Source organism: Delftia acidovorans NBRC 14950 (genome assembly GCF_001598795.1).
GTDB lineage: Bacteria > Pseudomonadota > Gammaproteobacteria > Burkholderiales > Burkholderiaceae_C > Comamonas > Comamonas acidovorans.
This window is the reverse complement of the sequence record NZ_BCZP01000012.1, coordinates 23,204-48,989: the sequence shown is the minus strand read 5'-3', so window position 1 is coordinate 48,989 and position 25,786 is coordinate 23,204. Positions and strand designations below refer to the sequence as shown.

General features: G+C 68.8%; 19 protein-coding genes. 4 read left to right on the top strand and 15 right to left on the bottom strand.

Going from position 1 to position 25,786, the window contains the following annotated elements:
* Nucleotides 1-16: 16 nt before the first annotated feature.
* Genes DA1_RS16790 through DA1_RS16780 form a run of 3 tightly spaced genes read right to left on the bottom strand, consistent with a single transcriptional unit; the run spans nt 17 to nt 2,443 of the window.
* Nucleotides 17-394, bottom strand: coding sequence for a DUF3325 domain-containing protein (locus tag DA1_RS16790; protein ID WP_034392642.1), 378 nt, complete (start codon nt 392-394; stop codon nt 17-19).
* Nucleotides 391-2,106 (bottom strand): PepSY-associated TM helix domain-containing protein, encoded by a 1,716-nt coding sequence (locus tag DA1_RS16785; protein ID WP_034392639.1) that lies wholly within the window; start codon nt 2,104-2,106, stop codon nt 391-393. Before DA1_RS16785 ends, DA1_RS16790 begins: the two co-directional genes overlap by 4 nt.
* 1 nt (nt 2,107) lies before the next feature.
* Nucleotides 2,108-2,443, bottom strand: coding sequence for a DUF3649 domain-containing protein (locus DA1_RS16780; RefSeq protein WP_080736845.1), 336 nt, complete (start codon nt 2,441-2,443; stop codon nt 2,108-2,110).
* Between the two features lie 632 nt (nt 2,444-3,075).
* Between DA1_RS16780 and DA1_RS16775 the strand changes: the two genes are divergently transcribed.
* A complete protein-coding gene (locus DA1_RS16775) occupies nt 3,076-3,456 on the top strand; it encodes a hypothetical protein (protein WP_034392637.1) in 381 nt (126 codons plus the stop codon).
* Between the two features lie 3 nt (nt 3,457-3,459).
* Nucleotides 3,460-3,717 (top strand): hypothetical protein, encoded by a 258-nt coding sequence (locus tag DA1_RS16770; protein ID WP_034392635.1) that lies wholly within the window; start codon nt 3,460-3,462, stop codon nt 3,715-3,717.
* Between the two features lie 56 nt (nt 3,718-3,773).
* Here the strand turns inward: DA1_RS16770 and DA1_RS16765 are convergent, their stop codons facing one another.
* From DA1_RS16765 to DA1_RS16710, 12 genes are all read right to left on the bottom strand, one after another.
* Nucleotides 3,774-6,320, bottom strand: coding sequence for a TonB-dependent siderophore receptor (locus DA1_RS16765; RefSeq protein ID WP_051940667.1), 2,547 nt, complete (start codon nt 6,318-6,320; stop codon nt 3,774-3,776).
* A gap of 163 nt (nt 6,321-6,483) precedes the next feature.
* Entirely contained in the window at nt 6,484-7,494 is a 1,011-nt protein-coding gene (locus tag DA1_RS16760) for a FecR domain-containing protein (protein ID WP_034392632.1), read from the bottom strand.
* Nucleotides 7,491-8,000, bottom strand: a complete 510-nt coding sequence (locus DA1_RS16755; RefSeq protein ID WP_034392629.1) for a sigma-70 family RNA polymerase sigma factor — start codon at nt 7,998-8,000, stop codon at nt 7,491-7,493. The genes DA1_RS16760 and DA1_RS16755 overlap by 4 nt, the downstream gene beginning before the upstream one ends.
* Before the next feature lie 107 nt (nt 8,001-8,107).
* Nucleotides 8,108-10,642, bottom strand: coding sequence for a ferric-rhodotorulic acid/ferric-coprogen receptor FhuE (gene fhuE, locus DA1_RS16750; RefSeq protein WP_034392625.1), 2,535 nt, complete (start codon nt 10,640-10,642; stop codon nt 8,108-8,110).
* A 123-nt stretch (nt 10,643-10,765) separates the two neighbouring features.
* The gene (locus tag DA1_RS16745; protein ID WP_034392621.1) at nt 10,766-11,749 is read right to left on the bottom strand and encodes a FecR domain-containing protein; all 984 of its coding nucleotides are present in this window, start codon (nt 11,747-11,749) and stop codon (nt 10,766-10,768) included.
* Nucleotides 11,750-11,754: 5 nt separating this feature from the next.
* The gene (locus DA1_RS16740) at nt 11,755-12,258 is read right to left on the bottom strand and encodes a sigma-70 family RNA polymerase sigma factor (protein ID WP_505538456.1); all 504 of its coding nucleotides are present in this window, start codon (nt 12,256-12,258) and stop codon (nt 11,755-11,757) included.
* Nucleotides 12,259-12,363: 105 nt separating this feature from the next.
* Entirely contained in the window at nt 12,364-14,850 is a 2,487-nt protein-coding gene (locus tag DA1_RS16735) for a TonB-dependent siderophore receptor (RefSeq protein ID WP_034392615.1), read from the bottom strand.
* An 89-nt stretch (nt 14,851-14,939) separates the two neighbouring features.
* A complete protein-coding gene (locus DA1_RS16730; RefSeq protein WP_034392611.1) occupies nt 14,940-15,953 on the bottom strand; it encodes a FecR domain-containing protein in 1,014 nt (337 codons plus the stop codon).
* Nucleotides 15,932-16,438 carry a sigma-70 family RNA polymerase sigma factor gene (locus DA1_RS16725; protein WP_012205109.1) on the bottom strand — a complete coding sequence of 169 codons (507 nt, stop codon included), beginning with the start codon at nt 16,436-16,438 and terminating at the stop codon, nt 15,932-15,934. The genes DA1_RS16730 and DA1_RS16725 overlap by 22 nt, the downstream gene beginning before the upstream one ends.
* Nucleotides 16,439-16,557: 119 nt before the next feature.
* Complete coding sequence (locus tag DA1_RS16720) at nt 16,558-19,053, bottom strand: TonB-dependent siderophore receptor (RefSeq protein ID WP_034398424.1); 2,496 nt, start codon at nt 19,051-19,053, stop codon at nt 16,558-16,560.
* A gap of 95 nt (nt 19,054-19,148) precedes the next feature.
* Entirely contained in the window at nt 19,149-20,159 is a 1,011-nt protein-coding gene (locus DA1_RS16715; RefSeq protein ID WP_034392608.1) for a FecR domain-containing protein, read from the bottom strand.
* Nucleotides 20,156-20,686 carry a sigma-70 family RNA polymerase sigma factor gene (locus DA1_RS16710; RefSeq protein WP_013802813.1) on the bottom strand — a complete coding sequence of 177 codons (531 nt, stop codon included), beginning with the start codon at nt 20,684-20,686 and terminating at the stop codon, nt 20,156-20,158. Before DA1_RS16710 ends, DA1_RS16715 begins: the two co-directional genes overlap by 4 nt.
* A 228-nt stretch (nt 20,687-20,914) precedes the next feature.
* Here DA1_RS16710 and DA1_RS16705 point away from each other — a divergent pair, with 228 nt between their 5' ends.
* Together DA1_RS16705 and DA1_RS16700 are read left to right on the top strand one after the other, a co-directional pair.
* Nucleotides 20,915-23,503, top strand: a complete 2,589-nt coding sequence (locus tag DA1_RS16705; protein ID WP_034392605.1) for a sensor domain-containing protein — start codon at nt 20,915-20,917, stop codon at nt 23,501-23,503.
* Nucleotides 23,504-23,759: 256 nt separating this feature from the next.
* Nucleotides 23,760-25,619, top strand: a complete 1,860-nt coding sequence (locus DA1_RS16700; RefSeq protein WP_034392603.1) for a methyl-accepting chemotaxis protein — start codon at nt 23,760-23,762, stop codon at nt 25,617-25,619.
* The last annotated feature ends 167 nt before the right edge of the window (nt 25,620-25,786 follow it).

Below are 25,786 nucleotides of genomic sequence, written 5' to 3'. Positions count from 1 at the left end.
AACGAAAGCAGGAAACTCATCTGAAAAACCCCGTAGTACCGAAACTGAAAACAATCCATGCCAAATCCGCCACGGCAAGCACGCCAGCCAACCAGGCCAGCCGCGCCGCCCAGCGCGCATGGGCGCTGATCAGGGCCACGGCCATCAGCGCGCCGGCGGACACAAAGCCCAGCCAGGCCACCGTGCCCACCGTGCCGCCCCAGCCCGAAAGAACGGGCACAAGGGCCAGCGCCAGCAGCGCCGTGCCCAGGCCGCGCAACTGCGGGCCACGGCGGGCCGGCAGCTCGCGCGCGCCGGTCAATTGTTCGTAGTGGCGGTCCATGGCAAAGGCCAGGGCCGCCATGCCTGCAAAGGCCAGGGCCAGTGCGGCCAGGGATGCGTGCAACGTGCTCATGCCTGCACCTCCGAGGGGCCGGCCACGGCGGCCTGCCCCTTGGCCGTCCTTGCCTTGGCGGCGGCACCCGCGCCGCGCCGCGCCAGCCAGCGCCAGGCCCAGGCGGCCGCCAGCCCCGTGGCCAGGCAGAACAGCTCCACCCCGGCGCTTTCCCAGTCGCCCTCCAGCATGTGGGCCGACAGCGGCTCGCCCACGGTGATCCAGTTGAGCAGCGGCAGCAGCAGGCACAGCATGGCCAGCAGGCCCATCTGCTGGCGCCAGGCCGTGGCCGGCGCGCAGGCCAGCGCATGGATCAGCGCCAGGCCCCACAGGCCGAAGAACACGGCCAGCTCCCAGTCATCGCGGTGCGCCAGGCCCACGGGCACCAGGCGGTTGGCCCACAGATAGCCGATGCAGCCCAGGCCCAGCCCGGCGATGGCCGCCACGTTCAGGCCCTCGATCAGCCGGTACACGCGCGCCGTGGCGCTGCCGAACTCGCCCTGGTGGCGGCTGCGGCGCTTGACCATGAAGAGGATGGCGCCCGTGGCCATCATGGCCGCGCCCGCCAGGCCGCACAGGAAGTACAGCCACTTCATGGCCAGCCCGCCGAACTTGACCATGTGCAGCCCGCCCATGACCGCCTGGGCCAGCGAGGGGGTGCCGCCGTCGGCACCGCCGGGCAGGCGCACCTGCAGCACCTCGCCCGTGGCGGCCGAGAACATGGCCATGCCCGAATTGGGGCTCAGGCGCTGATGCGCACGGTCATCGCTGTTCCAGCCGTAGACGCCGATGCGTGCCGACGCATCGCCGGGATGGTTGACGACCACCGCGCGCACCGCCTGGCCCATCAGCTCCTGGCCGCGCCGTGCAAACGACTCCAGATCCGGCACGGCCATGGGCTTGCCGGAAGGCGCGGGCGGCCCGGCCTCGGTCATGTCGGCGATGAAGGCCGTGCGGGCGGCCTGGTCCGTGCCATAGACCGTCCAGACGCCAACGGGCATGAAGCTCAGGCTGGAGATGGCGATGCCGGTATAGGCAATCATGAACTGGAAGGGCAGCGTCAGCACCGCCACGGCGTTGTGCGCGTCCAGCCAGCTGCGCTGGCCCTTGCGTGCGCGAAAGGTGAAGAAGTCCTTGAAGATGCGCTTGTGCGTGATCACGCCGCTGACCAGGGCCACCAGCATGGCCATGGCGGCAATGCCGATCACCCACAGCCCCACCTGCCCTGCATGCAGTTCATAGTGGAAGTCCACGAAATGGTTGCCGCCCATGGTGGCGCGCGCGGCCCCGTGGCCGTGGCCTGCCGTCATTTCCTCCCCCGTGGCGGTGTCCAGCTCGGCGTCGGCGTACTGGCGGTTGGCGTCGAACCAATAGACATGCAGGTCGCCGCCGCCCTTGTCGTCGGACGGCCAGATCTCCCACATCTGCGCGCCCTGGTGGTGCTTTTGCATGTAGGCCGCGCCCCAGGCCAGGCGCTGGCCCAGGTCCGCACCCTGCCCGGCCGGCGCGGCGGCGCGCGCTGCCGCCTCGGCCGCCTCCTCGGCATGGTGCTCGGGTGTCATCCAGTGCGTGATGGCTTCCTGGAACACGGCCAGCGAACCCGTGAGGAACACCGCGAACAGCAGCCACGAAAACCACAGCCCGCACCAGGTATGCAGCCAGGCCTGGGCCTGGCGGAAACCGCCCGTGGCAGCGCCGCTGCCGGGGACCTTGCTGATCTGCGCCTTTGCCATCTCAAACGCCCCCGCCATTGCGCGCCAGCAGCAGCGCGGCGCCGCCCATCAGGGCCGCAGGCACCAGCAAACCCAGCCAGACCCGGCCCGCCGAAACCGGCGAGAACGCCCAGATCACCGCCAGCGCGTGCAGCGCAAAGCTCCACTGCATGCCGGCGATCACGGCATCGACACGCGCGCCGGGCAGCGCAGCGGCCAGGAAGGCCGCCAGCGCGCTGGCCAGCGCATAGCCGCCGAAGACGGCGGCCAGCAGGCGGGAAACCACAAGCAGGCCCGGATGGGAGGGTTTGGCGGAATGACCGGATTGGCCGGATTGGCTGGAATGGGAAAGGGACATGTAGCGGGTTGTTCAGAAAAGCGGCAATGCAAATGCCGAAAGCAATGGCCGTAACGGCCCTCCTGATACATGACAAACGAGATTGAAAAAAAGGCCAGCCGCAATGGACAGCGGCCTGGGTGGTTGCCGGCCTACGCCCGGTGTTGCTGCGCCCGCCCGCAGGCCGGCATGGGGCTGGCGCTCACCCTGCACGCGGAGTGCGGTGAGGGAGGCGGACAAATCCATGGGGCTGGATCATAACCTCGCAAAGAAGAATCATTCTCAATAAACGCAACGCATGCCGGGCTCTTTCAGCGGTTCCTGGGCCATCCCTGAAAGGGCGCGATCGCAAGGTGCAGCGGGCCGCGAAGCGACTTTGCGCACGCCGCACGCGCTATCATCCGCACCAGCCCCCTGTCACGGGGCCGGTGCTTCAAAACACCCATTAGCAAGCGGCACCGCCTCTCCGAAAGCGAGGCTTGCACATCGAATCCACCAGCCAATGCAGATTGCAATGGCCCGTGGATTCGATACGTAATGGAGCATCGAAACATGAGTACCGTTTTTCTCGGGCAGACCCGCGCGCCCTGTCTTTGCGCGCTCCCTCCCTCACGCTTGCCATCCACGCAGCGCCAGACACGGAGGGACATGGCATGACCTCCACCCAGCCAAACCAGCCCACCCCCGCCACGGACAGCCACAGCACCCGGCAGCTGTCCAATGCCCTCACCCAGGTGGACCATCTCGTGCAGCAAGGCTGTGCAGAGATCTCCTCCATCGCCCAGCTGGCCCTGGCATGGCTGGAGACGCCCAAGGGCCATCGCCACATGGACGTGGTGGCCCGCGCCCTGCAAAGCATCCGCGACAGCGCCGAGACGCTGGCCGACTACGCCGGCACCGAGGCCCAGGCCATGGGCTGCGGATTCGAAGACGCGGCCGAGATGCGCCGCGCCGAAGCGGCCGAGGCAGCCGCCAAAGCCATGGCGCAACTGCTCGAATGCCGCACCCGTGAGCCGGTGCGCCCGCAGGGCTGAGGCATGGCCATGGACAAGGACACCCCCAGGACACAGCCCCCCAGCCTGCACCAGTTGACCAGCGCCATCACCGAGATCCACAGCAGCGTGCAGGAAAACTGCTCCGAGATCTCGGCCCTGGCGCAACTGGCCTTGGCGGCAGTGCATGCACCGCAGGAGCACCACAGCCAGCAGGCCCTGGCCCATGCGCTGCGCGCCATCCGCGACAGTGCCGACCTGCTGGCCGGCCATGTGAAGGTGGAGACCCGGCGCGTGGTGTGATCCCCCGCAAGGCCGCTGGCTGCACAACGGCGGCCCGAACGCCTGCGCCGCCGTCCTCAGAAGCTGCCGCGCAGCGTGAGCATGGCGTGGCGCGGTGCGCCATACAGGTTGTTGCTGAACGTTGTGCCCAGGGTCTGGTAGTAGGTCTTGTCGAGCAGGTTGTTGATGTTCAGCGTGACCGTCCAGCGCGGGTCGATGCGGTACTGCACCATGGCATTCCAAAGCGCGTAGCCGCCCTGCGTGAAGTCAAAGGGCACGGACGTGCCCGCCGCCGACAGCGCCGTGCCGCTGACGTAGTGCGTGCTCTGGATCTGGGCGCTGCCGCCCACTTTCCAGCGCGACAGCTCGCCCGGCAGCGTATAGGCCGTGGACAGCTTGAACAGGTGGCGCGGCGTGATGCTGCTGTAGGTCTTTTCGGTGCTGCGGTCGCGGGTGTTGTTGAAGGTGTAGCCCGCTGCCAGCTGCCAGCCGGGCTGCAGCTCGCCGCCCAGCTCCATGTCGAAGCCCCGGCTGGTGACCTTGCCCTGTGCCAGGTAGCAGCAGTTGCCGCCCCAGCGGCTGTTGCTGGTCTCGTAGCGCGGGTCCACCACGGCCGTGCCCGTGCGCTCCACATTGAAGACGCTGAAGGTGGCGTTCAGCCGCCCGTCCATCAGCTCGCCCTTGAGGCCGGCCTCGTAGCTGGCGCCCTTGACCGGCGGCAGCGAGGTGCCCGGCGCCGGGCCGGCCATGCTCAGCGCCTGCGGCTTGAAGATGGACGAATAGCTGGCATAGGCCGACCACTGGCTGTTCAGGTCATAGATCACCCCGCCATAGGGCGTGATCTTGGTGGGTTCCTTGAACGGCGTGTTCGACCAGGGCGTGCGGTTGCCCTGCGCATCCAGGTTCCAGATCGACTGCTGGAAGTCGTAGCGGCTGGCGCGCGCACCCAGGATGAGGTGCAGCCTGTCCGTGGGATGCAGGCGCAGCACGCCATAGCCGCCCATCTGCTTTTGGCCCCAGGGGCCGTAGCGGGTGTTGAAGTAGGTTTCCGTGGGCGGCGTCCAGATGCTGGGGGCAAACGGATTGCTGGCCACGGTGCCGCTGCCCGTGAAATTGGCGCTTTGCCAGAAGCTTTCCACGCGCTGCCAGTCCGCGCCCAGCAGCAATTCATGCGTGCGGCCCATGAGCTGGAAGGGACCACCCAGGCTCAGGTCCACCACCTCCTGCGTATTGCCGGACTGGATGTGGCCGCCGCGCCAGACCGCACCCGCCAGGGTCTGCGGGTTGATGGCGCCGCCCATGTAGACCCAGAAGCGGTCCAGCTCGGTCTCCACGCGCGAGACGTTGAGCTTGGCCTTCCAGCGGTTGTCGAACTTGTGCTCGAGCTGGGCGAACAGCTCCTTGGTCTCGTAGTCGTAATAGGCCCAGGGCTGGGTGAAGTTGGTGTGGCGCGGCAGGCCAAGGCTGCTGCCGTCGGCAAAGCGCGGCAGGCCGGCATAGTCGCCGTTCTCATGGGTCTTTCCGTAGCTGCCGCCCACGGTCAGCAGGGTGTCTGGCGTGAGGTCGGCCTCCAGCACGCCGTAGAGCGAGGGCTTTTCGCTGCTGCGCAGGTCCATGTAGGAGTCACCCTTGTGGTAGGACAGCACGGCGCGGCCGCGCACGCGGCCGTCGTCGGCCAACGGCGCGCTGGCATCGAGCTCCACGCCGCGCCGGCTCCAGGAGCCGGCCGACAGCGCGGCCTTGAACTGCCGCTGGGCCAGCGGCTTCTTGCGCACCAGGTTGATGATGCCGCCCGGATCGCCCACGCCGCCCAGCAGGCCCGAGGCGCCGCGCATGACTTCGACGCGGTCGTAGAAGGCCATGTCCTGCTGCGGCGAATAGGTGTATGCGCCCAAAGCCAGCGGCGCGCCGCCGTCGATCTGCATGCTGGTGATCTGAAAGCCCCGCGAATAGAAGTCGCCCACGGTATTGGCCACGACCACGCCGGGCGTGAGCTTGAGGGCCTCGGTCACATCGGTCACGCGCTGGTCGTCGAGCTGTTCGCGTGTGACCACCGATACCGACTGCGCAATCTCGCGGAACGACTGGTCCGTCTTGGAGGCAATGCTGGTCACGCGGCTGGTGTAGGAGCCCGTGCCTTCGGTCGTGCCGTCACCGGCGCGGCGCGCGGCCACGCGCACCTCGGCCAGCGACACCGCGCGCGGGGCAACGTCTGGCGCCCGGGCATCGGGCACGGCGCGCTGGCGCAGCACATAGCCGCCTTGCGGCTGCACCGCCGCCTCCAGCCCCGTGCCCTGCAGCAGCGCGGCCAGGCCGGCCTGCGCGGTGTGGCTGCCCTGCAGCCCCGGGCTGCGCAGGCCCTGGACCTGGTCCTGGGTGAAGGACAGCAGCAAACCCGAGTCGCGCCCGAAGCGGTTGAGCGCGTCCTCCAGCGTGCCCGCCGGAATCTGGTAGCTGCGTGTGGCTGCCGTGGCGGCCGTGGTGTTGACGGAAGGCGAAGGCGCCTGCGCCCACAGGTTGCTGCCCAACCCTGCGCAGGCCAATGCCAGCAAAAGGCCACGGGACGGGACGACGGAGGGGCGCAAGGCGCAGGGAAAGCGCCGGGGCGCTGCGGGATATGCCATGGTGTGCGAAGGACTGGGCCTGGAAGGAAAAGACAAACGGATGGATGGACGAATCGATGGGCGGGCCCGGCATGGCAAGCCCCCCTCTTCCTCCATGTCCCGCGAGTTCTCTAAACAGACCACCCCGGGCGCAGATTTCTTCAAAAAACTGCGCAGATCCCCCTCAAGCCCCTGCCGCCTTCTTGCCCACCACCACCTCGCGCCGGCCCCACCAGCGCGTCATGGAGCGCAGCTCCAGTCCCGGCAGCGCACCGATCACGGCCAGCACGCGCGGCACATCCGCCAGCGGATAGGTGCCGGAGATGCGCAGGTTGGCCACTTCGGGCTCGCAGGCCAGGGCCGCATCGCTGTACGGCTGCAGCGCCTCCAGCATCCGGGCCAGCGGCATGCCGCGCGCCACCAGCATGCCCTGGGTCCAGGCGGTGCTGTCCTCATGCACGGCGGTGGCTGGCGAGACGCCATCGGCCCGCAGCGTGGCCTGCTCGCCCGCCCTGAGCACCAGCACACTGTGGCCGGCCAGCCGGGGGGTCAGGCGCACGGCCCCCTCGAACACACCCACCTGGAAATCACCATCCGCGAGCGCACGCACGGAAAACCGCGTCCCCAGGGCCAGCGCCTCGCCCGCAGTGGTCTGCACGGCAAAGGGCCGGGCGGGCTGCTCGGTGTCCTTGGCCGTGGTGACCAGCACCTCGCCCTGCAGCAGGCGCAGACGGCGGTGCCGGGGACCGTATTCGATGTCCAGCGCGCTGGCGCCGTTGAGCACGATCTGCGTGCCGTCCGGCAACGCCATCTGCCGACGCTCGCCCCGCGCCGTGCGTGCATCGGCCACCCAGCCCTGCCAGGGCAGGCGCTGCTCCAGCTGCCAGGCAATGCCGGCACCAAAGGCCGCAACGGCCAGGGACCGGATCACGCGCCGGCGAGCGGAACCACGCGGAGCCAGCGCAGCCCGGGCTATCGGTGATTGCGGCGGCGCCACCAGCCCAGCCAGCCGCTGGTTGACTGCAGTGATGCGCTGCCAGGCCTGCTCGTGCAGCGGATCGGCCGCGCGCCAGGCCTGCCAGGCTTGCCATTCGCGGGCCAACTCATCGGACAGGCCGCCCTCCTGGTGCTTCAGCCACCACTCGATGGCGCTGCGCGCTACCTCGGGCGGCAGGCCGGCTCCCGGCGCCGTCATGCATCCACCGCGAAATAGCAGTGCATGCCGGCCTGCACCAGGTAGCGCTTGACGGTGGTCAGCGACAGGCCCAGCTCGCGCGCAATGTCGGCCTGCTTCATGCCGTCCAGCTGGGCCATCAGAAAGGCCCGCCGCACAGGGGCAGGCAGGCCGTCGAGCATGCGGTCGATCTCGTCCAGCGCCTCCAGCAGCAGCGCGCGCTCCTCGGGCGAGATGGCAAAGGACTGCGGCGCCTGTGCCAGCGCCTCCAGATACGCGCGCTCCAGTTGCTGGCGCCGGTAGTGGTTGGCCAGCACGCGCTGCGCCACCGTGGTCAGGAAGGCGCGCGGCTCACGCGCCTGCACAGGCTCGTCGCGCGCCAGCAGGCGCAAAAAGGTGTCGTGCGCCAGATCGGCCGCCTGGTGCACATCGCCCAGCTTCTTGCGCAGCCAGCCCTGCAGCCAGCCGTGGTGGTCGGTGTAGAGCGTGGCGACTTCGCGGTGAAGGGAGGTTTCGGCGGCAGACATGGCGCGGGAGGAGGAATGCGTGGGCGGCTGGCCCGAAATATGAGATCAATTCTCATTTGCATTCTAACGGTTGGCCTGCGCTGTTGCCCCCCCCCGGCCCTGTCCACTCAGAACTTGTAGTTCAGCACCGCCATGGCCTGGCGCGGCGTGCCGAACTGGCCCTGGCCGTCGATGTTGACGTAGTACTTCTTGTTGAAGAGGTTGTTCAGGTTCAGCTGCAGCGAGAGCCTGGGGCTGAAGGCATAGCGCGCCATGAGGCTGGCGGTGGCGAAGGATTTCTGCTCGAAGACCAGGTCATTGCCCGCCACGAAGACGCTGGCGCGGGTGCGGCTTTGCCATTGCAGGCCGCCGCCCACGGTGAGCTGATTCCACCCACCGGGCAGGCGGTAGGAAGTGAACAGCTGGGCCTGGGTCTTGGGCGCCCAGGCGTTGATGGACAGGCCCTGGGCGTCACGCGCGACGGTGTGGGCAATGCCGGCCGACAGGTTCCAGCCCGTGGCCAGCTCGCCCGAGACCTGGGCCTCGAAGCCCTTGCTGGTCACGCCCTTGGCGCCGTAGTAGGCGAAGTCGGTGGTGCCGGGCACGACCTGGCCTTCGTCCAGCTGGGCCACGTTGTCCTGCTGGATGCGGAAGACGGACAGCGAGCTGTTGAGCCTGCCGTCCAGGTGCTCGCCCTTGATGCCGATCTCGAAACTCTTGCCCGCCACGGGGTCCAGGTAGCTGCCGCCGCGGTCGCGGTAGTTCTGAGGCTGGAAGATGTCGGTGTAGCTGGCATAGGCCGAGAAGCCTTCGCTCAGGTCCAGCACCAGGCCTGCGTAGGGGATGAAGACGTTGTGGTCGCGCACCTCGCTGAGGCTGCGCACCTTCCAGCTGCTCTGGCGCCCGCCCACGATGAGCTTGACCGGATCGGCCAGCGACAGGCGCAGCGCGCCGTACAGCGCGTCCTGGCGCGTGTGGTCCAGGCTGCTGGTGGTCAGCGGCCCCCAGGTGGGCTCGGCATAGGAGCCGTCCCATTGGTAGTAGTTGCCCACGTCCTGCAGGGGGCTGGTGCGCGCATGGCCGGCCTTGTGCTCGCGGGCGCGGCTGCTGGTCAGGCCGACAACGGCCTCATGGCGGCGCCCGCCCAGTTCCCAGCCGCCCGTCACCTGCAGGTCGGCGCTGTTTTGCTGGAAGCTGTATTCGGAGTAGTTGGGCAGGGCCGCCATGCCCAGGCCGGTGGTGATGTCGGGCTGGCGCATGAGGTACAGCAGCTTGGCGTCGTAGGCGCTGTCGCGGTGCACGAAGTTGGCCTTGAGCTTCCAGTCGTTGCCAAAGCGGTGCTGCAGGTTGGCGAAGATGTTTTTGTTGGTGCTGTTCCAGCGCGTCCAGTTCGCGGCCGTGGTCTTGGAGGTGCTCCAGTCGGCTGGCATGCCGTTCGTGAAGACCAGCGGCAGGCCGCCCCAGGTCGAGCCGGTGGGCCGGTTGGACTGGTAGTCGGCGCCCACGCTGAGCGTGGTGTCGGGCGTGAGGTCGGCATCGATCACGCCGTAGAAGACCTGCTTGCGCGCGTGGTAGAGATCCACATGGGAGTCGCGCTCTTCGGCCATGCCTGCGACGCGTGCGCGGATGCGGCCGTCCTGCGTCAGCGGCATGGACAGGTCCACCGTGCCGCGATGGTGGTTCCACGAGCCCACGCTGGCCGAGGCCGAGCCCGTGAACACCTTGCTGTTGGCGTGCTTGCGCACCATGTTGATGGAGGCCGACGGGTTGCCCGCGCCCGTGAGCAGGCCCGTGGCGCCGCGCACCACTTCGACGCGGTCATAGATGGTGGTATCGGTGCCCGAGTCACCGTAGAACGACAGGCCGATGGAGGTGGGCACGCCGTCGTACTGCAGGTTGTCCACGTAGAAGCCGCGCGAGTAGAAGTCCGAGCGGTCGCTGTCCGAGCTGACGACATGGATGCCGGTGACGCTGCGCATGGCGTCGTTGAGCGAGAGCAGGCCCTGGTCCTCGATCTGCTGGCGCGTGAGCACGCTGACGGACTGCGGCGTGTCGCGCAGCGACAGGCTCAGGCCCGTGGCCGCCGCCGTGGCCGGCGTGGTGTAGGAGCCCGAGCCTTCGGTGGTGGGGCTGGCCTGGGCCGAGGCCGTGACCAGCACGGTCCTGAGTGTCTGGGAGGACCCCGCGCCTGCCGCACCCGCAGCACCCGCCGCGCCGGAGGTGGCAGGCACCACGGGCATCTCGCGCAGGGTGTAGCCGCCACCGGCCGAGCGCACGGCCGCCAGCGGCGTGCCCAGCAAGGCGCGGTCCAGCGCCTGCTCCACGGTGAAGCGCCCGCTCACGCCGCCGCTGCGCAGCCCTTCGGTGACGGCCGAGCCGAAGGTGACCAGCACGCCGGCCTCGCGCCCGAGCTGGTTGAGCACGCTTTCCAGCGGGCCGGCTGCAATGTCGTACTGGCGTTGCTGCGAAGCACCGGCAGCCGGCTGCGCCCAGGCCTGGGCCGGAGCCAGGGCGCCTGCGGCAGCCAGCCCCGCCAGCGTGCCCGCGCACAGCACCTGCAGCGCCAGCGCCACCGGACGTAACGCCGGGGCCGCCGGGGATGGGCGGACGGTGGAGGCGGCAGTCTGCCGCATGGAGTTCTGGCGCATGGTCTGAGGGCGCATGGAAAGGCCTTGTTGCAATGGTTGTAGAGAAGCGTTGGCGCACGCTGCGGTGCGCTCCTGTCTCTGTTGACAGCCATCGCCGGCAAATCAGCTCAAATTTTTTTCAGGAAAGTGCGAAGGCCTTCATGCCTTGTGCGGCACCGCAGGCCGCACCATCACCCAGTAGCGCGAGAAGGAGTGGATTTCCACGGGCAGCGAGGAAGTCAGCGCGGCCAGCACGCGGTCGGTGTCGGCCAGCGGATAGGCACCGGAGACGTGCAGGCCGGCCACGGCCGGGTCGCAGCCCAGGCGCCCGCGCCGGTAGCGGCCCAGCTCGGCCAGGAAAGCCTCCAGCCGCATGCGCGAGGCCACCAGCATGCCTTCGGCCCAGGCGCTGGCCGCCGTGTCCAGCGCGCCGGAGTGCACGGCCTGCTGGGCCGTGAACGTGCCCTGCTCTCCCGCATGGATGCGCTGCGCGGCATGCGGGGCATGCGCGGGCCGCAATTGCACGGCGCCTTGCAGCACGCCCACTTCAACGCCGGACTCGCGCTGGCGTACCGTGAAGCGCGTGCCCAGGGCCTGAACGGCGCCCAGGGCGGTCTGCACGATGAAGGGACGGTGCAGGCTGTCCGGCGCGGTCTGCACGAGGATTTCGCCACGCACCAGCTCCAGCACGCGCTCGGCCGCGCCGTAGCGCAGATTGAGGGCGCTGCCGGTGTTGAGCACCACGCTGCCGCCATCGGGCAGCGGCAGCCGGCGCTGCTCGCCCACGGCAGCCACCTGGTCGGCCGTCCAGCCGCGCCAGGCCTGCGAGCGCACGACGGCTGCGGAGCCTGCGCCCGAGACCAGCAGCACGGCCAGCGCCTGCACCGCACGGCGCCTGCTGGCCGAGCCGGGTGCGGCCAACGCGGCCCGCGCCAGCGGCATGGGAATGCCGGCCATCTGGCTGCCCATGGATTCGATGCGCTGCCAGGCGGCCTCATGCTCGGGGCTGGCCGCACGCCAGCGCTGCAGGCCATCGTGCTGCCGGGCCTGGGCCTTGCCGGAGTTCAGTTGCAGCCACCATTGCACGGCCTGGCGGGCCACTTCGGCAGAAATGGGGGAAGAAGTGGAAGGGAACGCCTGCATGCCGACTACTCCGGGAAGAAGCAGCGCATGGCCGCCTTGGCCAGATGCCGCTTGACCGTGGAGATGGAGATACCCAGCTCCTCAGCGATCTCGCCATGGCCGAGCCCTTCGAGCTGGGCCAGCAGGAAGGCCTGCTTGGCCAGCGCGGGCAGGCGGCCCAGGCGGCGGTCTATCTCGACCAGGGTCTCCAGCACCATGAGCCGGACCTCGGGCGGCGGCGCCACGGGCTCGGGCATGGCGGCCAGCGCATCGAGATAGGCCTGCTCGATGGCGCGGCGGCGCACCTGGTTGATCAGCAGGTTGCGCGCAATGGTGGTCAGGTAGGCGCGCGGCTCCTGGAGCTGGTCCAGGCCCTGGGCGCCCAGCACCTTGAGGAAGGTGCTCTGCGCCAGATCGGCCGCGTCGAAGGCATTGCCCACCTTCTTGCGCAGCCAGCCCTGCAGCCAGCCGTGGTGGGCCAGGTACAGGGATTCGACATGGGCGGACAAGGAAGGCGATGGGCTGGACACGCGGCGACCCGAGATTGAGAATAATTCTCAATTATAGGCAACTGTGACCCTCTTGCGGCCCTGCTCTCCCGCCCGCTGCTGCAGTCCGTTCCTCCTGGCCGTGTTTCAGAACTTGCCGCGCAGGGTGAGCGTCGCGCTGCGTGGTGCGCCGTAGACATTGCCCCAGGCCGGCGCGCCTATGGTCTGGTAATAGGTCTTGTCGAACAGGTTGGCCACGCTCAGTGCCACGGACCAGTTGCGGTCGATCCGGTAGCCCAGGCGGGCAGACCACACGGCATAGGCTGGCTGCACGTCGGTGATGGCGCCCACCGCGCGCGAGCTGGCGGTCTGGAAGTTGACGCCGCCGCCCACGTTCCAGGCGCTCCATTCGCCCGGCAGGCGGTAGTCGCTCCAGACCCGCAGCATGTGCTTGGGCGTGTAGGTGCTGGCGAACTCCACGCCGGCATTGGAGGTGTTGTCCAGGTATTTGAAATGGCTGAAGGTGTAGCCGGCAAACAGCTGCCAGCCACGCGCCACCTCGCCGCTGATCTCGGCATCCAGCCCCTGGCTGCGGACCTTGCCCACGGAGACATAGCAGTAGGTGCTGGCCGAGCAGGGGTTGACCAGGTCCTCTTCGGCGCGGTTCTTCTGGTCGATGCGGAACAGGGCCACGGCCGCATTCACCCTGCCGTCCAGCAATTCGCCCTTCATGCCCACTTCCAGATTGCGCCCCTTGATGGGTGCCAGCAGGTCGCCGGCCGCCGTCACGGCGTTCTGGGCCTGGAAGATGTCGGAGTAGCTGGCATAGGCCGACCACTGGTCATTGAGCGCATAGACCAGGCCGCCATAGGGCGTGATGACGCCGCTTTCCTTGTACGGGTCGTTGTAGGCCTCGCCCGTGTTGCGGTAGTTGCTGCTGCCCGTGAAGCGGGTGACGCGGGCGCCGCCGATCAGGGTCAGCGCATCGGTGAGGCCCAGCCGCGCCACGCCAAAGGCGCCGGACTGGGTCATGCGGGTGCGGCTTTCATCGCCGCGATAGCGGTTGGCCAGGAATTCCGCGCGGGACGGCTCGCGGATGGCGGCGCTCGGGTCGAACACGTTGTTGAGCAGGCCCATGCGGATCAGCGAATAGTCGCTGTCGTTGACCATGCGGCCCGTGTTGGCACCAAAGCTCAGCGAATGCCGGCGGCCGAAGGCGTCGAATTTGCCGTCCACCGCCACGTCCAGGGTCTTGTTGTCGGTGGTGACATCGAACAGGCCGGCATACATCTCGTTGCCCGCCAGCGTGGCGGGATTGATCGCCCCCAGGGCAAAGGCGTACTTCATGTCGTGCTTTTCCCGGGTGTAGCCCGCCGTGGCCTTGACGGTCCAGTCCGCGTTGAAGCGATGCTGCAGCTCGGCAAACAGCGATGTCTGCTCGCTGTCCCAGCGGTTCCAGTCCGCGCCCAGGAAGGTGGAGCGCGGCAGCCGCAGGTCCGCCCCGTCGGCATAGCGCGGCAGGCCCTGGAAGAAAGGCGTGGAGCGCAGCCGCTCGTGGGTGGCGCCCACCGTCAGCCGGGTCTGGGAGCTGAGGTCGTACTCCAGCACGCCGTAGAGCACGCCAGTGCGGCTGCTGGCCACGTCGTAGAAATAGTCGCGGCTGTTGAGGCTGGCGACCACGCGCCCGCGCAGCGTGCCGGCCTCGTTGAGCGGGCCCGTGGCATCGATCTCGCCACGCAGGTTGTTCCAGGAGCCCACACTGGCCGATACCTCCAGCTGGCGCTCTGCCAGGGGGCGCTTGCGCACCATGTTGATGGCGGCGCTGGGAGAGCCCGCCCCCTGCAGCAGCCCCGTGGCACCGCGCACCACTTCCACGCGGTCCAGCGTGGCGGCGTTGCTGGTGAAGTTGTCGGCCTGCGGGTAGTAGAAGGCGCGGTTCACGCCATCGAACTGGTAGGTGTCCACGCGAAAGCCGCGCGAGTAGACATAGCGCCCGCCCATGGGGCTGTCGTACATGGTGATGCCCGTGGTGCTGGCCAGCACGTCGTCCACGGTGTTGAGGTTCTGGTCGTCCATGCGCTGGCGCGTGATCACGCTGATGGACTGGGGGATGTCCTTGATCGCCTGCTCGCCCTTGCCCACCGTGACCGCGCGGGCCACGTAGCTGCCCGTGCCTTCGCTGGTGGCGCTGCGCTCGGCGCGGGCCGTCACCTGCACTTCGTTCAGGACCGTGGTGGAACCGGCGCCAGCGCCGGCCGGTGCGACCTGCCTGCGCAGCGTATAGCTGCCATCGCTGCGCGCCACCATGTCCAGCCCGCTGCCGGCCAGCAGGCGCTGCAGCGCCTGCTGCGGCGCGTAATGGCCGGACAGGGCCGGGCTGGTCAGCCCTTCGGTCAGCGCAGGATCGAAGGACAGCGAAATGCCCGCCGCCGTGGCCACGCCAGCCAGCGTGCGGCCCAGCGGCCCGGGCGCGATCTGGTAGGTCTGGGCTGCGGGAGCGGGAGCAGGTACGGAAGCGGGGGCCGGTTCGGCCGCCTGCACGGCGCCTGCGGCCAATGCCATGCCCAGCAGGGCCAGGCGGGCGGCATGCGCCAGGGGATGGAAGACGGGATGCGGCATGGGTACGGCAGGCATGGAAATCGGTCCTTGGAGGCGGTGAAGAAAGAAGCTCTTTCCCCGTTGCCAGCCGAGATCCGAAAAAGTGTCACCCTGCCTTGATTTTTTTAGTTCCTGGCGACCACGGTGATCCAGTAGCCGCGCATGCGCGTCTGCACGTCGACGGGATAGGTGGAGGCCAGCATGGTCAGCGTCCGGTCCGTATCGCCCAGCGGAAAGGAGCCGGACACGCGCAGCGCGCGCACCTCGGGCGCGCACTGCAGCAGGCCGGGCCGGTAGCGCGACAGTTCGGCGCAGAACGCGGCCAGCGGCATGGCGTCGGCCATCAGCATGCCGTGGGTCCAGGCCGTGGCCTCGGGCTGCAGGGGCTGGGGCGCGGTCACCTCCCCCGCTCGCAATACCGTTTGCTGACCGGCTTGAACGACCAGCGCCGGGCTGGCGGCGCCGCGCAGCGTGACTTCCACGGCGCCCTCGGTCACGGCCAGGCGCACGGGGCCGCCGTCCGCCCTGCCCCCCTCTTGCCGCACGGTGAAGCGCGTACCCAGCGCGCGCAGCCGGCCATGGGCGGTGTCCACGACAAAGGGGCGGCGCGGTGTGGCGGTATCGGCCGCCGTTTCTATGGAAACCGCGCCCTGGCGCAAGGTGAGCAGGCGCAGTACACCATCAAACCGGATGTCCACCGCGCTGGCCGTGTCCAGCAGGAGGCGGCTGCCATCGGCCAGATGCTCGGTGCGGCGCTCGCCGGTGGCGGTGCGCAGGTCGGCGCCCCAGCCGCGCTGGTCCGCCACATACCAGGCTTGCCAGGCCAGCCAGCCTGCAGGCGCCACGGCCAGCAGCGCGGCCAGCCGGGCCACGGCGGCGCGGCGCTGGGCGCGGTGGCTTCGGGGCCGGTCCAGCGCCGGCATGGCCAGCGCTGCAGGCAGGCCGCCCAACTTGCCCAGCAGCCGCTCGGCACGCTCCCAGGCCAGGGCATGCTGTGGGTCGGCCTGGCGCCAGCGCTCGCAGGCGGCGCGGTCGGCCTCGGTGGCGCCGCTGTCGTGCAGGCGCATCAGCCATTCGGCGGCCTCGTCGAGCACGCGCGCTTGCAGGGGCGTCTCCATCACGCCATTGCCACCAGGCATTGGCGAAACGCCTGGGCCATGTAGCGCTTGACGCTGGTGAGCGAGACCTCCAGCTGCTGCGCGATGTCCTCGTACTTCATGCCGTCCAGCTGGGACAGCAAAAACGTGCGCCGCACGATGGGCGGCAGCGCGTCCAGCATGGCGTCTATCTCGTGCAGGGTCTCCAGCACCAGGGCGCGCTGCTCGGGCGAAGGCGCCACGGGCTCGGGCAAGGCGGCCAGGGCTTCGAGGTAGGCGCGCTCCAGCGCCTGGCGCTTGTACCAGTTGACGAGCACGCCCTTGGCCACCGTGGTCAGGTAGGCACGCGGCTCCTGCACACCGGCCAGGTCGCGCACGCCCAGGATGCGCACGAAGGTGTCCTGCGCCAGGTCCGCCGCATCCGCCCCGTTGCCCAGCCTGCGGCGCAGCCAGCCCTGCAGCCAGCCATGGTGGGCGGTGTACAGGGAGGCGGCTTCTCGGTGCTGGGGGGTGGAGGCGGATGGCATGGCAGGTCCCGATTCCCTTGGGGGCGGGGCTCGCAATCAAACAAGAATCATTCTTATTCGATTGTATCCATGCCAGGGAGCGTGCGAGAGCGCTTTCGACCGGCCTGATGCCGCAAGGCCTACCAGATGTACCCGAACCGAACCACCATGTTGCGCGCTTCGCCGTAGTTGCAGGCATTGGCGGAAAAGCACGACGCCGTGTGGTACTTGTCGAACAGGTTCTTCACCGTCAGGCTCACGCTGGCCCCGCGCCAGTCACTGCGCATCTTTCCCAGGTCATAGCGCAGCGAGGCATCCACCAGGGTGAACGACGGTACGCGGAAGCTGTTGTCCGCGTCGCCCCAGCTCCAGCCGATGTAGCGTGCCCCCACGCCCGCCCCCAGCCCCAGCAGGTCGCCCCCAAAGGCATAGTCCACCCAGGCCGACGCCATCTTGCGGGGCACTTCGTAAGGCGACTTGCCCTGCACGTTGCCGCCCCACTGGTCTGGCTGGGCCCGGGTCACCTTGACGGGGTTGTAGGTCAGCGCGGCCAGGAGCTTGAGCCCGCGCGTGGGCTGGACTGCCGCCTCGAACTCGATGCCGCGAGAACGCACTTCGCCCTGCTGTATGGAATAGCGGACGTTCTCGGGGTCGGTGGTGAGCACGTTCTGCCGGCGCAGCTCGAAGGCGGCCAGCGTGAAGCTGCTGCGTTCGTCGGGCGAGTACTTGACGCCGACCTCGACCTGTTTGCCGGTTTCCGGATCAAAGGGCCGGTCGTTGCGGTCAGCGCCCATCAAAGGGACAAACGACTCGCTGTAGCTGACATAGGGCGCCACGCCGTTGTCTGCAAGATAGGTCAGGCCCACGCGGCCCGTGAAGGATTTGGGCTTGCGCACGGTGGTGGACACGGGGTCGGCCAGGCGGCTGGACTGCTCCAGGCGGCTCCAGTCGTGGCGTCCGCCCAGGGCCAGCACCCAGCGGTCCTTGCGGATGCGGTCCTGCACGTAGAGGCCTACCTGCTGGGCGCGCTCATCGCGCAGCGCATCGGGCTGCAGCAGCGAGGTGTCGATGAAGCTGCCATAGACGGGACGGTAGATGTCCAGCTGCGGCCCGTCGGCAATATAGGAGTCGAAACTGGAGCGGCTGCGGTTGTAGTCCAGCCCCACGATGAATTCATGCTGCAGGCCGGCCGCCGCGAATTGGCCCGACAGGCTGGTGTCCACGGTATAGACGCCGCCCTTGCCATCGCGCGAATCGATCTCCCGGTTGGTGACGGAGCCGTCGATCAGCGGCCCGTAGCGGAACATGTACTGCTCGTGGTTGCGTGCGTGCAGGTAGCGGAAGTTCTGCCGCAGCGTCCAGCCGCTGTCGAATTGATGGCGTGCGTCGTAGCCCAGCGATGCGACCTCGGTCTCTTCGCGGTCGAAGCCCGGTTCTCCCAGGAAGCGGTTCAGGGGCAGCCGGCCATTGGGGTTGCGCCCGTTGAGCGCATCCCACTGCACGTTGGTGGACATCATGGCGTGGTTCTTCTGGTAGAAGCCGCGCAGCGTGACGCTGGTGCGTGCGTCCGGCGCCCAGGTCAGGCTGGGCGCCAGGTAGACGCGGTCATCACGCATGAAGTCGATCTGCTGGTCGGCCGCCCTGGCCAGCCCCACCAGGCGGTAGCTCACCGTGCCATCGTCACCCACCGGCCCTCCGAGGTCGAAGGCCGCCTGCCGGCGAGCATGGCTGCCCACGGACAACTCCATGCCGCGCACCGCATCGGCCGAAGGCCGCTTGGACACGAAGTTCACGATGCCGCCCGGCGAGTTCTGGCCATACAGCACCGAGGCCGGCCCCTTGAGGACCTCCATGCGCTCGGCCCCGTAAGGCTCCATGCCGAAAAAGCCCAGCGTGCCCAGCGGCATGAGGCGCAGCCCGTCCAGGTAGAAATTGCCCGAGAACTGGCTGAAACCGCGCACCGACAGGCTGTCGTCCGCAGGATTTGCCCCACCCGTGTTGGTGCGCACGCCGGCCGTGTACTGCACGGCGTCGTTGAGCGTGCGCACGCCCTGGTCGTCCATGCGGTCGCGCGTGATGACGGACACCGATTGCGCCACCTCCAGAATCGACGCATCGGTCTTGGTGGCCGTGCTGGCCCGGCGCGCCACATACCCGCTGGTGCTGCCCCAGGGGCTTTCTGCCGGGGCCGCGGCGGTCACCCTGACCTCGCCCAGCACGGTCGATGCCTGGGTGGCCTCGGGCACCGCACGCAGCACAAAACCGCCCTCCCCCGCCGCCTGCGCCTGCAGGTCGGTGCCGGCCAGCAGCCGGTCCAGCGCCTCGCGCACCGTGAGGCGGCCCTGCACGCCCTGGGTGCGCCGACCCTGCACCAGGGCGGGCGGCGCACTGATGCTCACGCCTGCGTCAGCGGCAAACGCCGTGAGCGCGGCGGCCAGCGGGCCTGCCGGCACCTGGAACGGACGCTGCACCGCGCTGGTGGCCGCCGCACCGGCCTGGGCCAGCGCGGCGCGTGGCAAGGCGGCGCCTGCCGCCAGACCCGCTGCCATGAGCACGGCGAGGCCTGTTCGGGACAGTGGAAAGAGCAAGGGGGAGGGAGTGCGCGCCACGCTGCGCATGCCGGGCCGGAGAGCCATGGTCTGTTTTTCCTTCGGAAGTCGTTCGATGAAATCGGTTGCCATCGAACAGGACACGGCCTGCCGCAGAAAGGGGCCAGATTCCGAAAGAAATTTCAAGCCGGTGGTGTACCGCGCGCCGCCACCGTCACCCAGTAGCGCGTGCGGTAGTGGACCTGCACGGGCAGCAGGTGCACGAGGTTGGCGAGCACGGCGTCCGTGCCGGTATCGGCATCGCCCAGCTGAAAGGCGCCGGTGACACGCAAATCCGCCACAGACGGATCGCAGTGCAGCCAGCCGGAGCGGTAGCGCGACAGCTCGGCCACAAAGTCGGCCAACCGCATGTTGTCTGCGGCCAGCAGGCCGCGCGCCCATTGGGCGGCGCTGGCGTCCGCAGGCTCGGCACGGCCTATGCCCATGGCGTCAAACCACAGTTGCTGGCCTGCCTGCAGCTGCTGCGCGGCGCCGCCACGGGTGGTGATCTGCACGGCACCCTGCAGCACGGCCACCTCGCTGCGCTCCCCGGCACTGCGCACCACGAAGCGCGTGCCCAGAGCGCGCACCCTGCCCTGCCCGGTGGTGACCACGAAGGGCCGGGGTGGGGTCTGCGGGTCGGGCGCGGTTTCGATGAAGACGGCGCCCTCGTTCAGATGGACGCGGCGCAGCTGATCGTCAAACCGCACATCCATGGCACTGGCCGTATCGAGCACGATGCGGCTGCCATCGGCCAGCGTCCATTCGCGGCGCTCGCCCGTGGCCGTCGCATGGGTGGAGGTCCACTGCATCCAGGGCGCGGCGCGCCAGGCCAGCCAGCCCACGGGGGCCGCCGTGATCAGCAGGGCCAGCGCGCGCACTGTGTCGCGGCGGCCCATGGCGCCCAGGCGGCGCTGCTTGCGGCCCAGGGCCGGTGCCCCCAGTGCGGGCGGCAGGCTGCCCGCACGCTGGCTCACGGCCAGGGCGCGCAGCCAGGCCTGCTCATGGACAGCGGCACGGGTGCGCCAGGCCTCGAAGGCGCGGTGGTCGGCCTCGCTGGCCTCGCCCGAGTGCAGCAGCACAAACCATTCGGCGGCCTGCAAGGCGATTTCGCGCGACAGCGGCGCTGCGGCCTGGGAGTCCCCGGCGTTCATGCCGACAGCAGGATGCACTCGGCCATGGCCTGGGCCATGTAGCGCTTGACCGACCGCAGGCCCATGCCCAGTTGCTCGGCAATGGCCGCATAGGTCAGCCCCTCGACCTGGGAAAGGATGAAGACCGCGCGCACCTTGGGCGGCAGGCCGTCGAGCATGGCATCGACCTCCTGCAGCGCCTGCAGGATGAGCAATTGCTGCTCGGGCGACGGCGCCTGCGGTGCTGGCAGCGCGGCCAGGGCCTGCAGCCAGGCCTGCTCCAGCGACTGGCGGCGCAGGTGGTTGATCAGCAGGCGCCGCGCCACCGTGGCCAGGTAGGCGCGTGGCTCGCGCAGGGCGGGCAAGTCGCCTGCAGGCGCGGTGAGCAGGCGGATGAAGGTGTCCTGCGCCAGGTCGGCCGCGTCGCAGGCATTGCCAAGCCGGCGGCGCAGCCAGCCCTGCAGCCAGCCATGGTGGCCGGCATAGAGGGCGGAGATTTCGCGGTGCAAGGGGCTGGAGGCGGCGCTGGAGGCTGGGGCGGATGGCATGGTAGGACCCGATGGCTTGAAGGCGGGATGCACCATCAAACAAGAATCATTCTCAAATCATTGTAACCAGCGGAAGCACTTGCCTAAGAGTGCCATCAGGCGGACCATCCAAGGGCGAACAGTGGAAGCAAGTGCGATCAGGTGTGGCTGACATCCAGCTGCTGCGCCGGATCGGTATCATTTAGAAACAATCAATCATCAGCTCAGCATCCATCAGGAGAGCGAACCATGTTCGAAACGCGGGTAGCAGGCACGGCAGGGCAGCAGGCGCTGTGGAGCACGCTGGACAAGGCCATGGCGCTGGCGGAGTTCACGCCCGAAGGCCGGCTGATGCGCGCCAACGCCAATTACGAAGCCATTCTTGGCTACTCCACCTCGGGCGCCGAGGGCCTGCTGCACAGTGACCTGTGCACCCAGGCACATGCCGATCCCGACGCCTACGGCCGGTGGCGCCAGCGCTGGGGCGGGGGCGAGACGATTTCGCGCGTGGGCGAACACCGGCGCCGCGACGGCAGCACCTGCTGGCTGGAGGCCACCTATGCCCCCGTGCTGGATACCCAGGGCGCGCTCAGCCATGTGCTGTGCATTGCCACCGACATCACGGCCCGGGTGCAGGCCGACCGCAGACGGCAGGAGCATTTGCGGCGCCTGTCCCTGGTGGCCGATGCCACCGACGCGGCCGTGGTGATCGCCGACGGCAACTGGACCATCTCCTATGTCAACGCAGGCTTCACCCGCATGTTCGGCTGGAGCAGCGAAGAGGTCGTGGGCCGTGCGCCCATCGCCCTGCTGGTGCCCCATGCCTCGCCCGAATTCACGGCCGCCTACCGCGCCGAACTGGACGCAGGCAAGCCGGTGTACCGCGAGGAGATCCTCGTCGGCAAGGACGGCGAGCGGTATTGGGTCAGCGCCCAGGCCAATCCCGTCATGGGCCCCGATGGCCGCCTCCACACCACGGTGACCGTGATCACCGACATCACCGAGGCCAAGATGCACGAGGTGCTGCAGCGGCGCGCCCTGGAGGCCATGGCCCGCGACCAGCCGCTGACCGAGGTGCTGGACCTGGTGTGCCGCGAGGTCGAGCGCATTGCGCCCGACATTGCGGTCTCGGTGCTGGAAGTCGATGACCAGAACCGCCTGCGCCCGCTGGCCGCGCCCAGCCTGCCGGCCTCCTATTCGGCGGCGCTGGACGGCGTGCCCATCGGCCCCAATATCGGCTCCTGCGGCACGGCCGCCTTCCACAACCGGCCCGTGCTGGTGCGTGACATCGCCACCGACCCGCTGTGGGCTGAATTCAAGCAGCTCATCCTGCCGCTGGGGTATACGGCCTGCTGGTCCACGCCCATCTGCGGGCTGCAGGGCGGCGTGGCCGGCACCTTTGCCTTCTACTACCGCCATTTCGACCGGCCCGGCCCCGATCCCTTCCACCAGCGGCTGGTGGAGGCCTGCACCGACCTGTGCGCGCTGGCGCTGGAGCGCGAGCAGGCACGCCGCCGCATCCGGCAGCTGGCCTTCTACGACGGGCTGACCACCCTGCCCAACCGCAGCCTGCTGCTGGCCCAGGCCGAGCAGGCGCTGTCCGTGGCTTCGCACGAGGGCCACGAGCTGGCCGTGGTCTTCATCGACCTGGACCGTTTCAAGCAGGTCAACGACTCGCTGGGCCACCCGGCCGGCGACAGGCTGCTGTGCAGCGTGGCCCAGCGCATCCAGGCGGAGCTGCGCACGGGCGACATTGCCGGGCGCCTGTCGGGCGATGAATTCGTCATCGTGCTGCCACACTGCGGCGGTGCGCAGGCGGCCGAGGTGATCGAGCGGCTGCAGTCGGCACTTGGCGAGCCCTGCATGATCGACGACGTGTCCCTGGCCAGCACGGCCAGTTGCGGCATTGCCGTGTTTCCCGCCGACGGGCGCGACATGGAGACCCTGCTGCACCGCGCCGACATGGCCATGTACCAGGCCAAATCGGGCGGGCGCGGGCTCTACAGCTTCTTCAGCCCCGAGATGAACCGCCTGGCGCAGGAGCGGCTGGTGCTGGAGACGGCGCTGCGCGACGCCCTGCGCAGCGGCGGCCTGCGACTGCACTACCAGCCCCAGCTCGACCTGAAGGACGGGCGCCTCTACGGCGTGGAGGCCCTGGCGCGCTGGAGCCATGCGGAATTCGGCGAGATCTCGCCCGCACGCTTCATTCCGCTGGCCGAGGAATGCGGCCTGATCGGCGAGCTGGGCACCTGGGCACTGCGCGAGGCCTGCCGCCAGCTGGGCGAGTGGCGCAGCCGGGGCATTGACGTGCCGGCCATGTCGGTCAACCTCTCGCCCACCAGCTTTCACAACCTGGACCTGCCGCGCATGATTGCCGACACGCTGGAGCACAACGCGCTCAAGCCGCAGGACCTCACGCTGGAGATCACCGAAAGCCTGCTGCTGGACACCAACCCGGGCACCATGCGCACGCTGCAGGCCGTGCATTCCCAGGGCGTGCGCGTGTCCATGGACGACTTCGGCACGGGCTACTCCAGCCTCAGCTACCTGCGCCGCCTGCCCGTCAGCGAGCTCAAGCTGGACCGCAGCTTCGTGGCCGACCTGGAAAACGACGAAGCCGCCCAGGCCCTGAGCAACGCCATCCTGGGCATAGGCCGCAGCCTGCACCTGACCGTGGTGGCCGAGGGAGTGGAGACGGCTGCGCAGAACACCATCCTGCGCGAACAGGGCTATCCGGTCGCGCAGGGCTATCTGTTCTCGCGCCCGCTGCCGGCAGCGGATCTGGAGCGGTGGCTGCAGGCATCGAGCCTGCAAGCCGGCGTGGCGACGGACGTGTGAGCGGACGTGTGAACTGGCATGTGAACGGACCAGGCCATGTGCGCGGAGACCTTGGCCGGCAAAAGTAACAATCCGCAATAAATATTCGGACTGGACCTATTTTTCCCTAAGCCTCGCCGGCAAGTGACCGATAACTGCGGCATGGCGGGGCCGAGTGTCGGCCCCGCTGATCGCCACCGATCGCCACCGCATCCCCTCGATTCGCAGCCACCGCCGCTCACCCGCTTTCGCTTCTCGCCGTACGGCACTCCCCACCATGATGTTTTTCCGCAATCTGAAGCTGGCCCACAAGCTGCTGGCCTCTTTCATCGCCCTGCTGCTGCTGACCGCCGGCCTGGGCCTGTTCTCCGTGGTCCAGCTGGACCGTGTCAACCGCACGGCCACCGATCTGGCGCACCACTGGATGCCCGCCGAGCGCGTGATCATGGAGATGCGCTACCAGCTGCAGCGCTACCGCTCGCAGACCATGCAGCATGTGCTGGCCACCTCGATGGATGAAATGGCCATCTACGACAAGAGCATGCCGGCGCTGTGGTCCGAGCTGCTCAAGAACCAGCAGGCCTTCGAGCGCTATGCCAACACCGCGCGTGAGCGCGAGCTGATGGCCGGCATCAAGGACGACCTGGGCCAGTACGCGCAGCACACGGCAAAGATCGTGGACCTGTCCCACGCCCTGCGCACCGACGAGGCGTCCGAGGTGCTGCGCGGCGATTCGGTCAAGACCAGCCGTGCCATCAACGCCAAGCTGGACGAACTGCTCAAGATCAACGCCCAGGGCATCGAGGATGCCAACCAGGCAGGCGACGACATCTTCACCGCCGCGCGCTGGTGGGTGATCGCCCTGCTGGCGGGGGCCGTCCTCTTCGGCCTGGGCATGGCGCTGCTGATCGCCCGCAGCGTGGCACGCCCCCTGCAGCAGGCCGTGAGCCTGGCACAGGCCGTGGCCGCCGGCGACCTGGGCAGCCGCATCGAGGTGCATGGCAAGGACGAGACCGGCCAGCTGCTGCAGGCCCTGCAGCACATGAACGAGAGCCTGCAGCGCATCGTCGGCCAGGTGCGCCAGGGCACGGACTCCATCGCCACGGCCAGCGGCCAGATCGCATCGGGCAACCAGGACCTGTCGGCCCGCACCGAGGAACAGGCCAGCTCGCTGGAGCAGACCGCCGCCTCCATGGAGGAGCTGACCTCCACCGTCAAGCAAAACGGCGCCAACGCCCAGCAGGCCAACCAGCTGGCCGCCGCCGCCTCCCAGGTCGCCGTGCGCGGCGGCTCGGCCGTGGCCCAGGTGGTGCAGACCATGTCCGCCATCAACGATGCCTCGCGCAAGATCGTGGACATCATCGGCGTCATCGACTCCATCGCCTTCCAGACCAACATCCTGGCGCTGAATGCGGCCGTGGAAGCGGCCCGCGCCGGTGACCAGGGACGCGGCTTTGCCGTCGTCGCCTCGGAAGTGCGCACCCTGGCCCAGCGCTCGGCCGCCGCCGCCAAGGAGATCAAGCAGCTCATCGACGACTCGGTGGGCAAGGTCGAGGAAGGCAGCGCCCAGGTCGACTCGGCCGGCAAGACCATGGAAGAGATCGTGGCCAGCGTGCGCCGCGTGACCGACATCATGGGCGAGATCTCGGCCGCCAGCCATGAGCAGACGGCCGGTATCGAGCAGGTCAACCAGGCCGTCACGCAGATGGACCAGATGACCCAGCAGAACGCCGCACTGGTGGAGGAATCGGCGGCGGCCACCGGCGCACTGCAGGCCCAGGCCAAGGCGCTGGCCGAAGTGGTCAGCGTGTTCAAGCTCTCGCCGTCCACCGGCATGCTGGGCAACAGCCGTGGCGTCAACCACGCTGCCGCCGTGGCAGCGCCCCGCCACGCGCCGACGGCGCCCCGTCCGCATCTGGCACCTTCCGCTCCCAAACGCGCGGTGCCCGCACGTGCTTCGGCCGCCCTGCCTTCTGCAACCGGTGCGACCGGTGCGGCCGGTGCACCCCCTGCTCCGGCAGGCGCCGCGCGCCCGGCCCAGCCAGCACAGCCGGCCCGGCCTGCCGTGACGGCATCGGCCAAAGCCAAGGCCAAAGCGGCCAGCACGGCTTCCGACGACGATTGGGAAACCTTCTGAACCAGGTTTTCGCCCGCCCCGCCGGGGGCGGACATGCCTGCCAAGGCCCGACCAGCTCCTGCTGGCCGGGCCTTTTTTCCGGGAGGTCTGCAGCCAGATCACGCCAGGGTCCACGCTGCAACCTGTGCATTGCCATGGCCAAGCCCTTCAAATCTGCCATGATCGGC

Coding starts and splice junctions, on each gene's coding strand:
- DA1_RS16790 (WP_034392642.1), bottom strand. CDS start 394: ATGAGCACGTTGCACGCATCCCTGGCCGCACTGGCCCTGGCCTTTGCA.
- DA1_RS16785 (WP_034392639.1), bottom strand. CDS start 2,106: ATGGCAAAGGCGCAGATCAGCAAGGTCCCCGGCAGCGGCGCTGCCACG.
- DA1_RS16780 (WP_080736845.1), bottom strand. CDS start 2,443: ATGTCCCTTTCCCATTCCAGCCAATCCGGCCAATCCGGTCATTCCGCC.
- DA1_RS16775 (WP_034392637.1), top strand. CDS start 3,076: ATGACCTCCACCCAGCCAAACCAGCCCACCCCCGCCACGGACAGCCAC.
- DA1_RS16770 (WP_034392635.1), top strand. CDS start 3,460: ATGGCCATGGACAAGGACACCCCCAGGACACAGCCCCCCAGCCTGCAC.
- DA1_RS16765 (WP_051940667.1), bottom strand. CDS start 6,320: ATGGCATATCCCGCAGCGCCCCGGCGCTTTCCCTGCGCCTTGCGCCCC.
- DA1_RS16760 (WP_034392632.1), bottom strand. CDS start 7,494: ATGACGGCGCCGGGAGCCGGCCTGCCGCCCGAGGTAGCGCGCAGCGCC.
- DA1_RS16755 (WP_034392629.1), bottom strand. CDS start 8,000: ATGTCTGCCGCCGAAACCTCCCTTCACCGCGAAGTCGCCACGCTCTAC.
- fhuE (WP_034392625.1), bottom strand. CDS start 10,642: ATGCGCCCTCAGACCATGCGCCAGAACTCCATGCGGCAGACTGCCGCC.
- DA1_RS16745 (WP_034392621.1), bottom strand. CDS start 11,749: ATGCAGGCGTTCCCTTCCACTTCTTCCCCCATTTCTGCCGAAGTGGCC.
- DA1_RS16735 (WP_034392615.1), bottom strand. CDS start 14,850: ATGCCTGCCGTACCCATGCCGCATCCCGTCTTCCATCCCCTGGCGCAT.
- DA1_RS16730 (WP_034392611.1), bottom strand. CDS start 15,953: ATGCCTGGTGGCAATGGCGTGATGGAGACGCCCCTGCAAGCGCGCGTG.
- DA1_RS16725 (WP_012205109.1), bottom strand. CDS start 16,438: ATGCCATCCGCCTCCACCCCCCAGCACCGAGAAGCCGCCTCCCTGTAC.
- DA1_RS16720 (WP_034398424.1), bottom strand. CDS start 19,053: ATGGCTCTCCGGCCCGGCATGCGCAGCGTGGCGCGCACTCCCTCCCCC.
- DA1_RS16715 (WP_034392608.1), bottom strand. CDS start 20,159: ATGAACGCCGGGGACTCCCAGGCCGCAGCGCCGCTGTCGCGCGAAATC.
- DA1_RS16710 (WP_013802813.1), bottom strand. CDS start 20,686: ATGCCATCCGCCCCAGCCTCCAGCGCCGCCTCCAGCCCCTTGCACCGC.
- DA1_RS16705 (WP_034392605.1), top strand. CDS start 20,915: ATGTTCGAAACGCGGGTAGCAGGCACGGCAGGGCAGCAGGCGCTGTGG.
- DA1_RS16700 (WP_034392603.1), top strand. CDS start 23,760: ATGATGTTTTTCCGCAATCTGAAGCTGGCCCACAAGCTGCTGGCCTCT.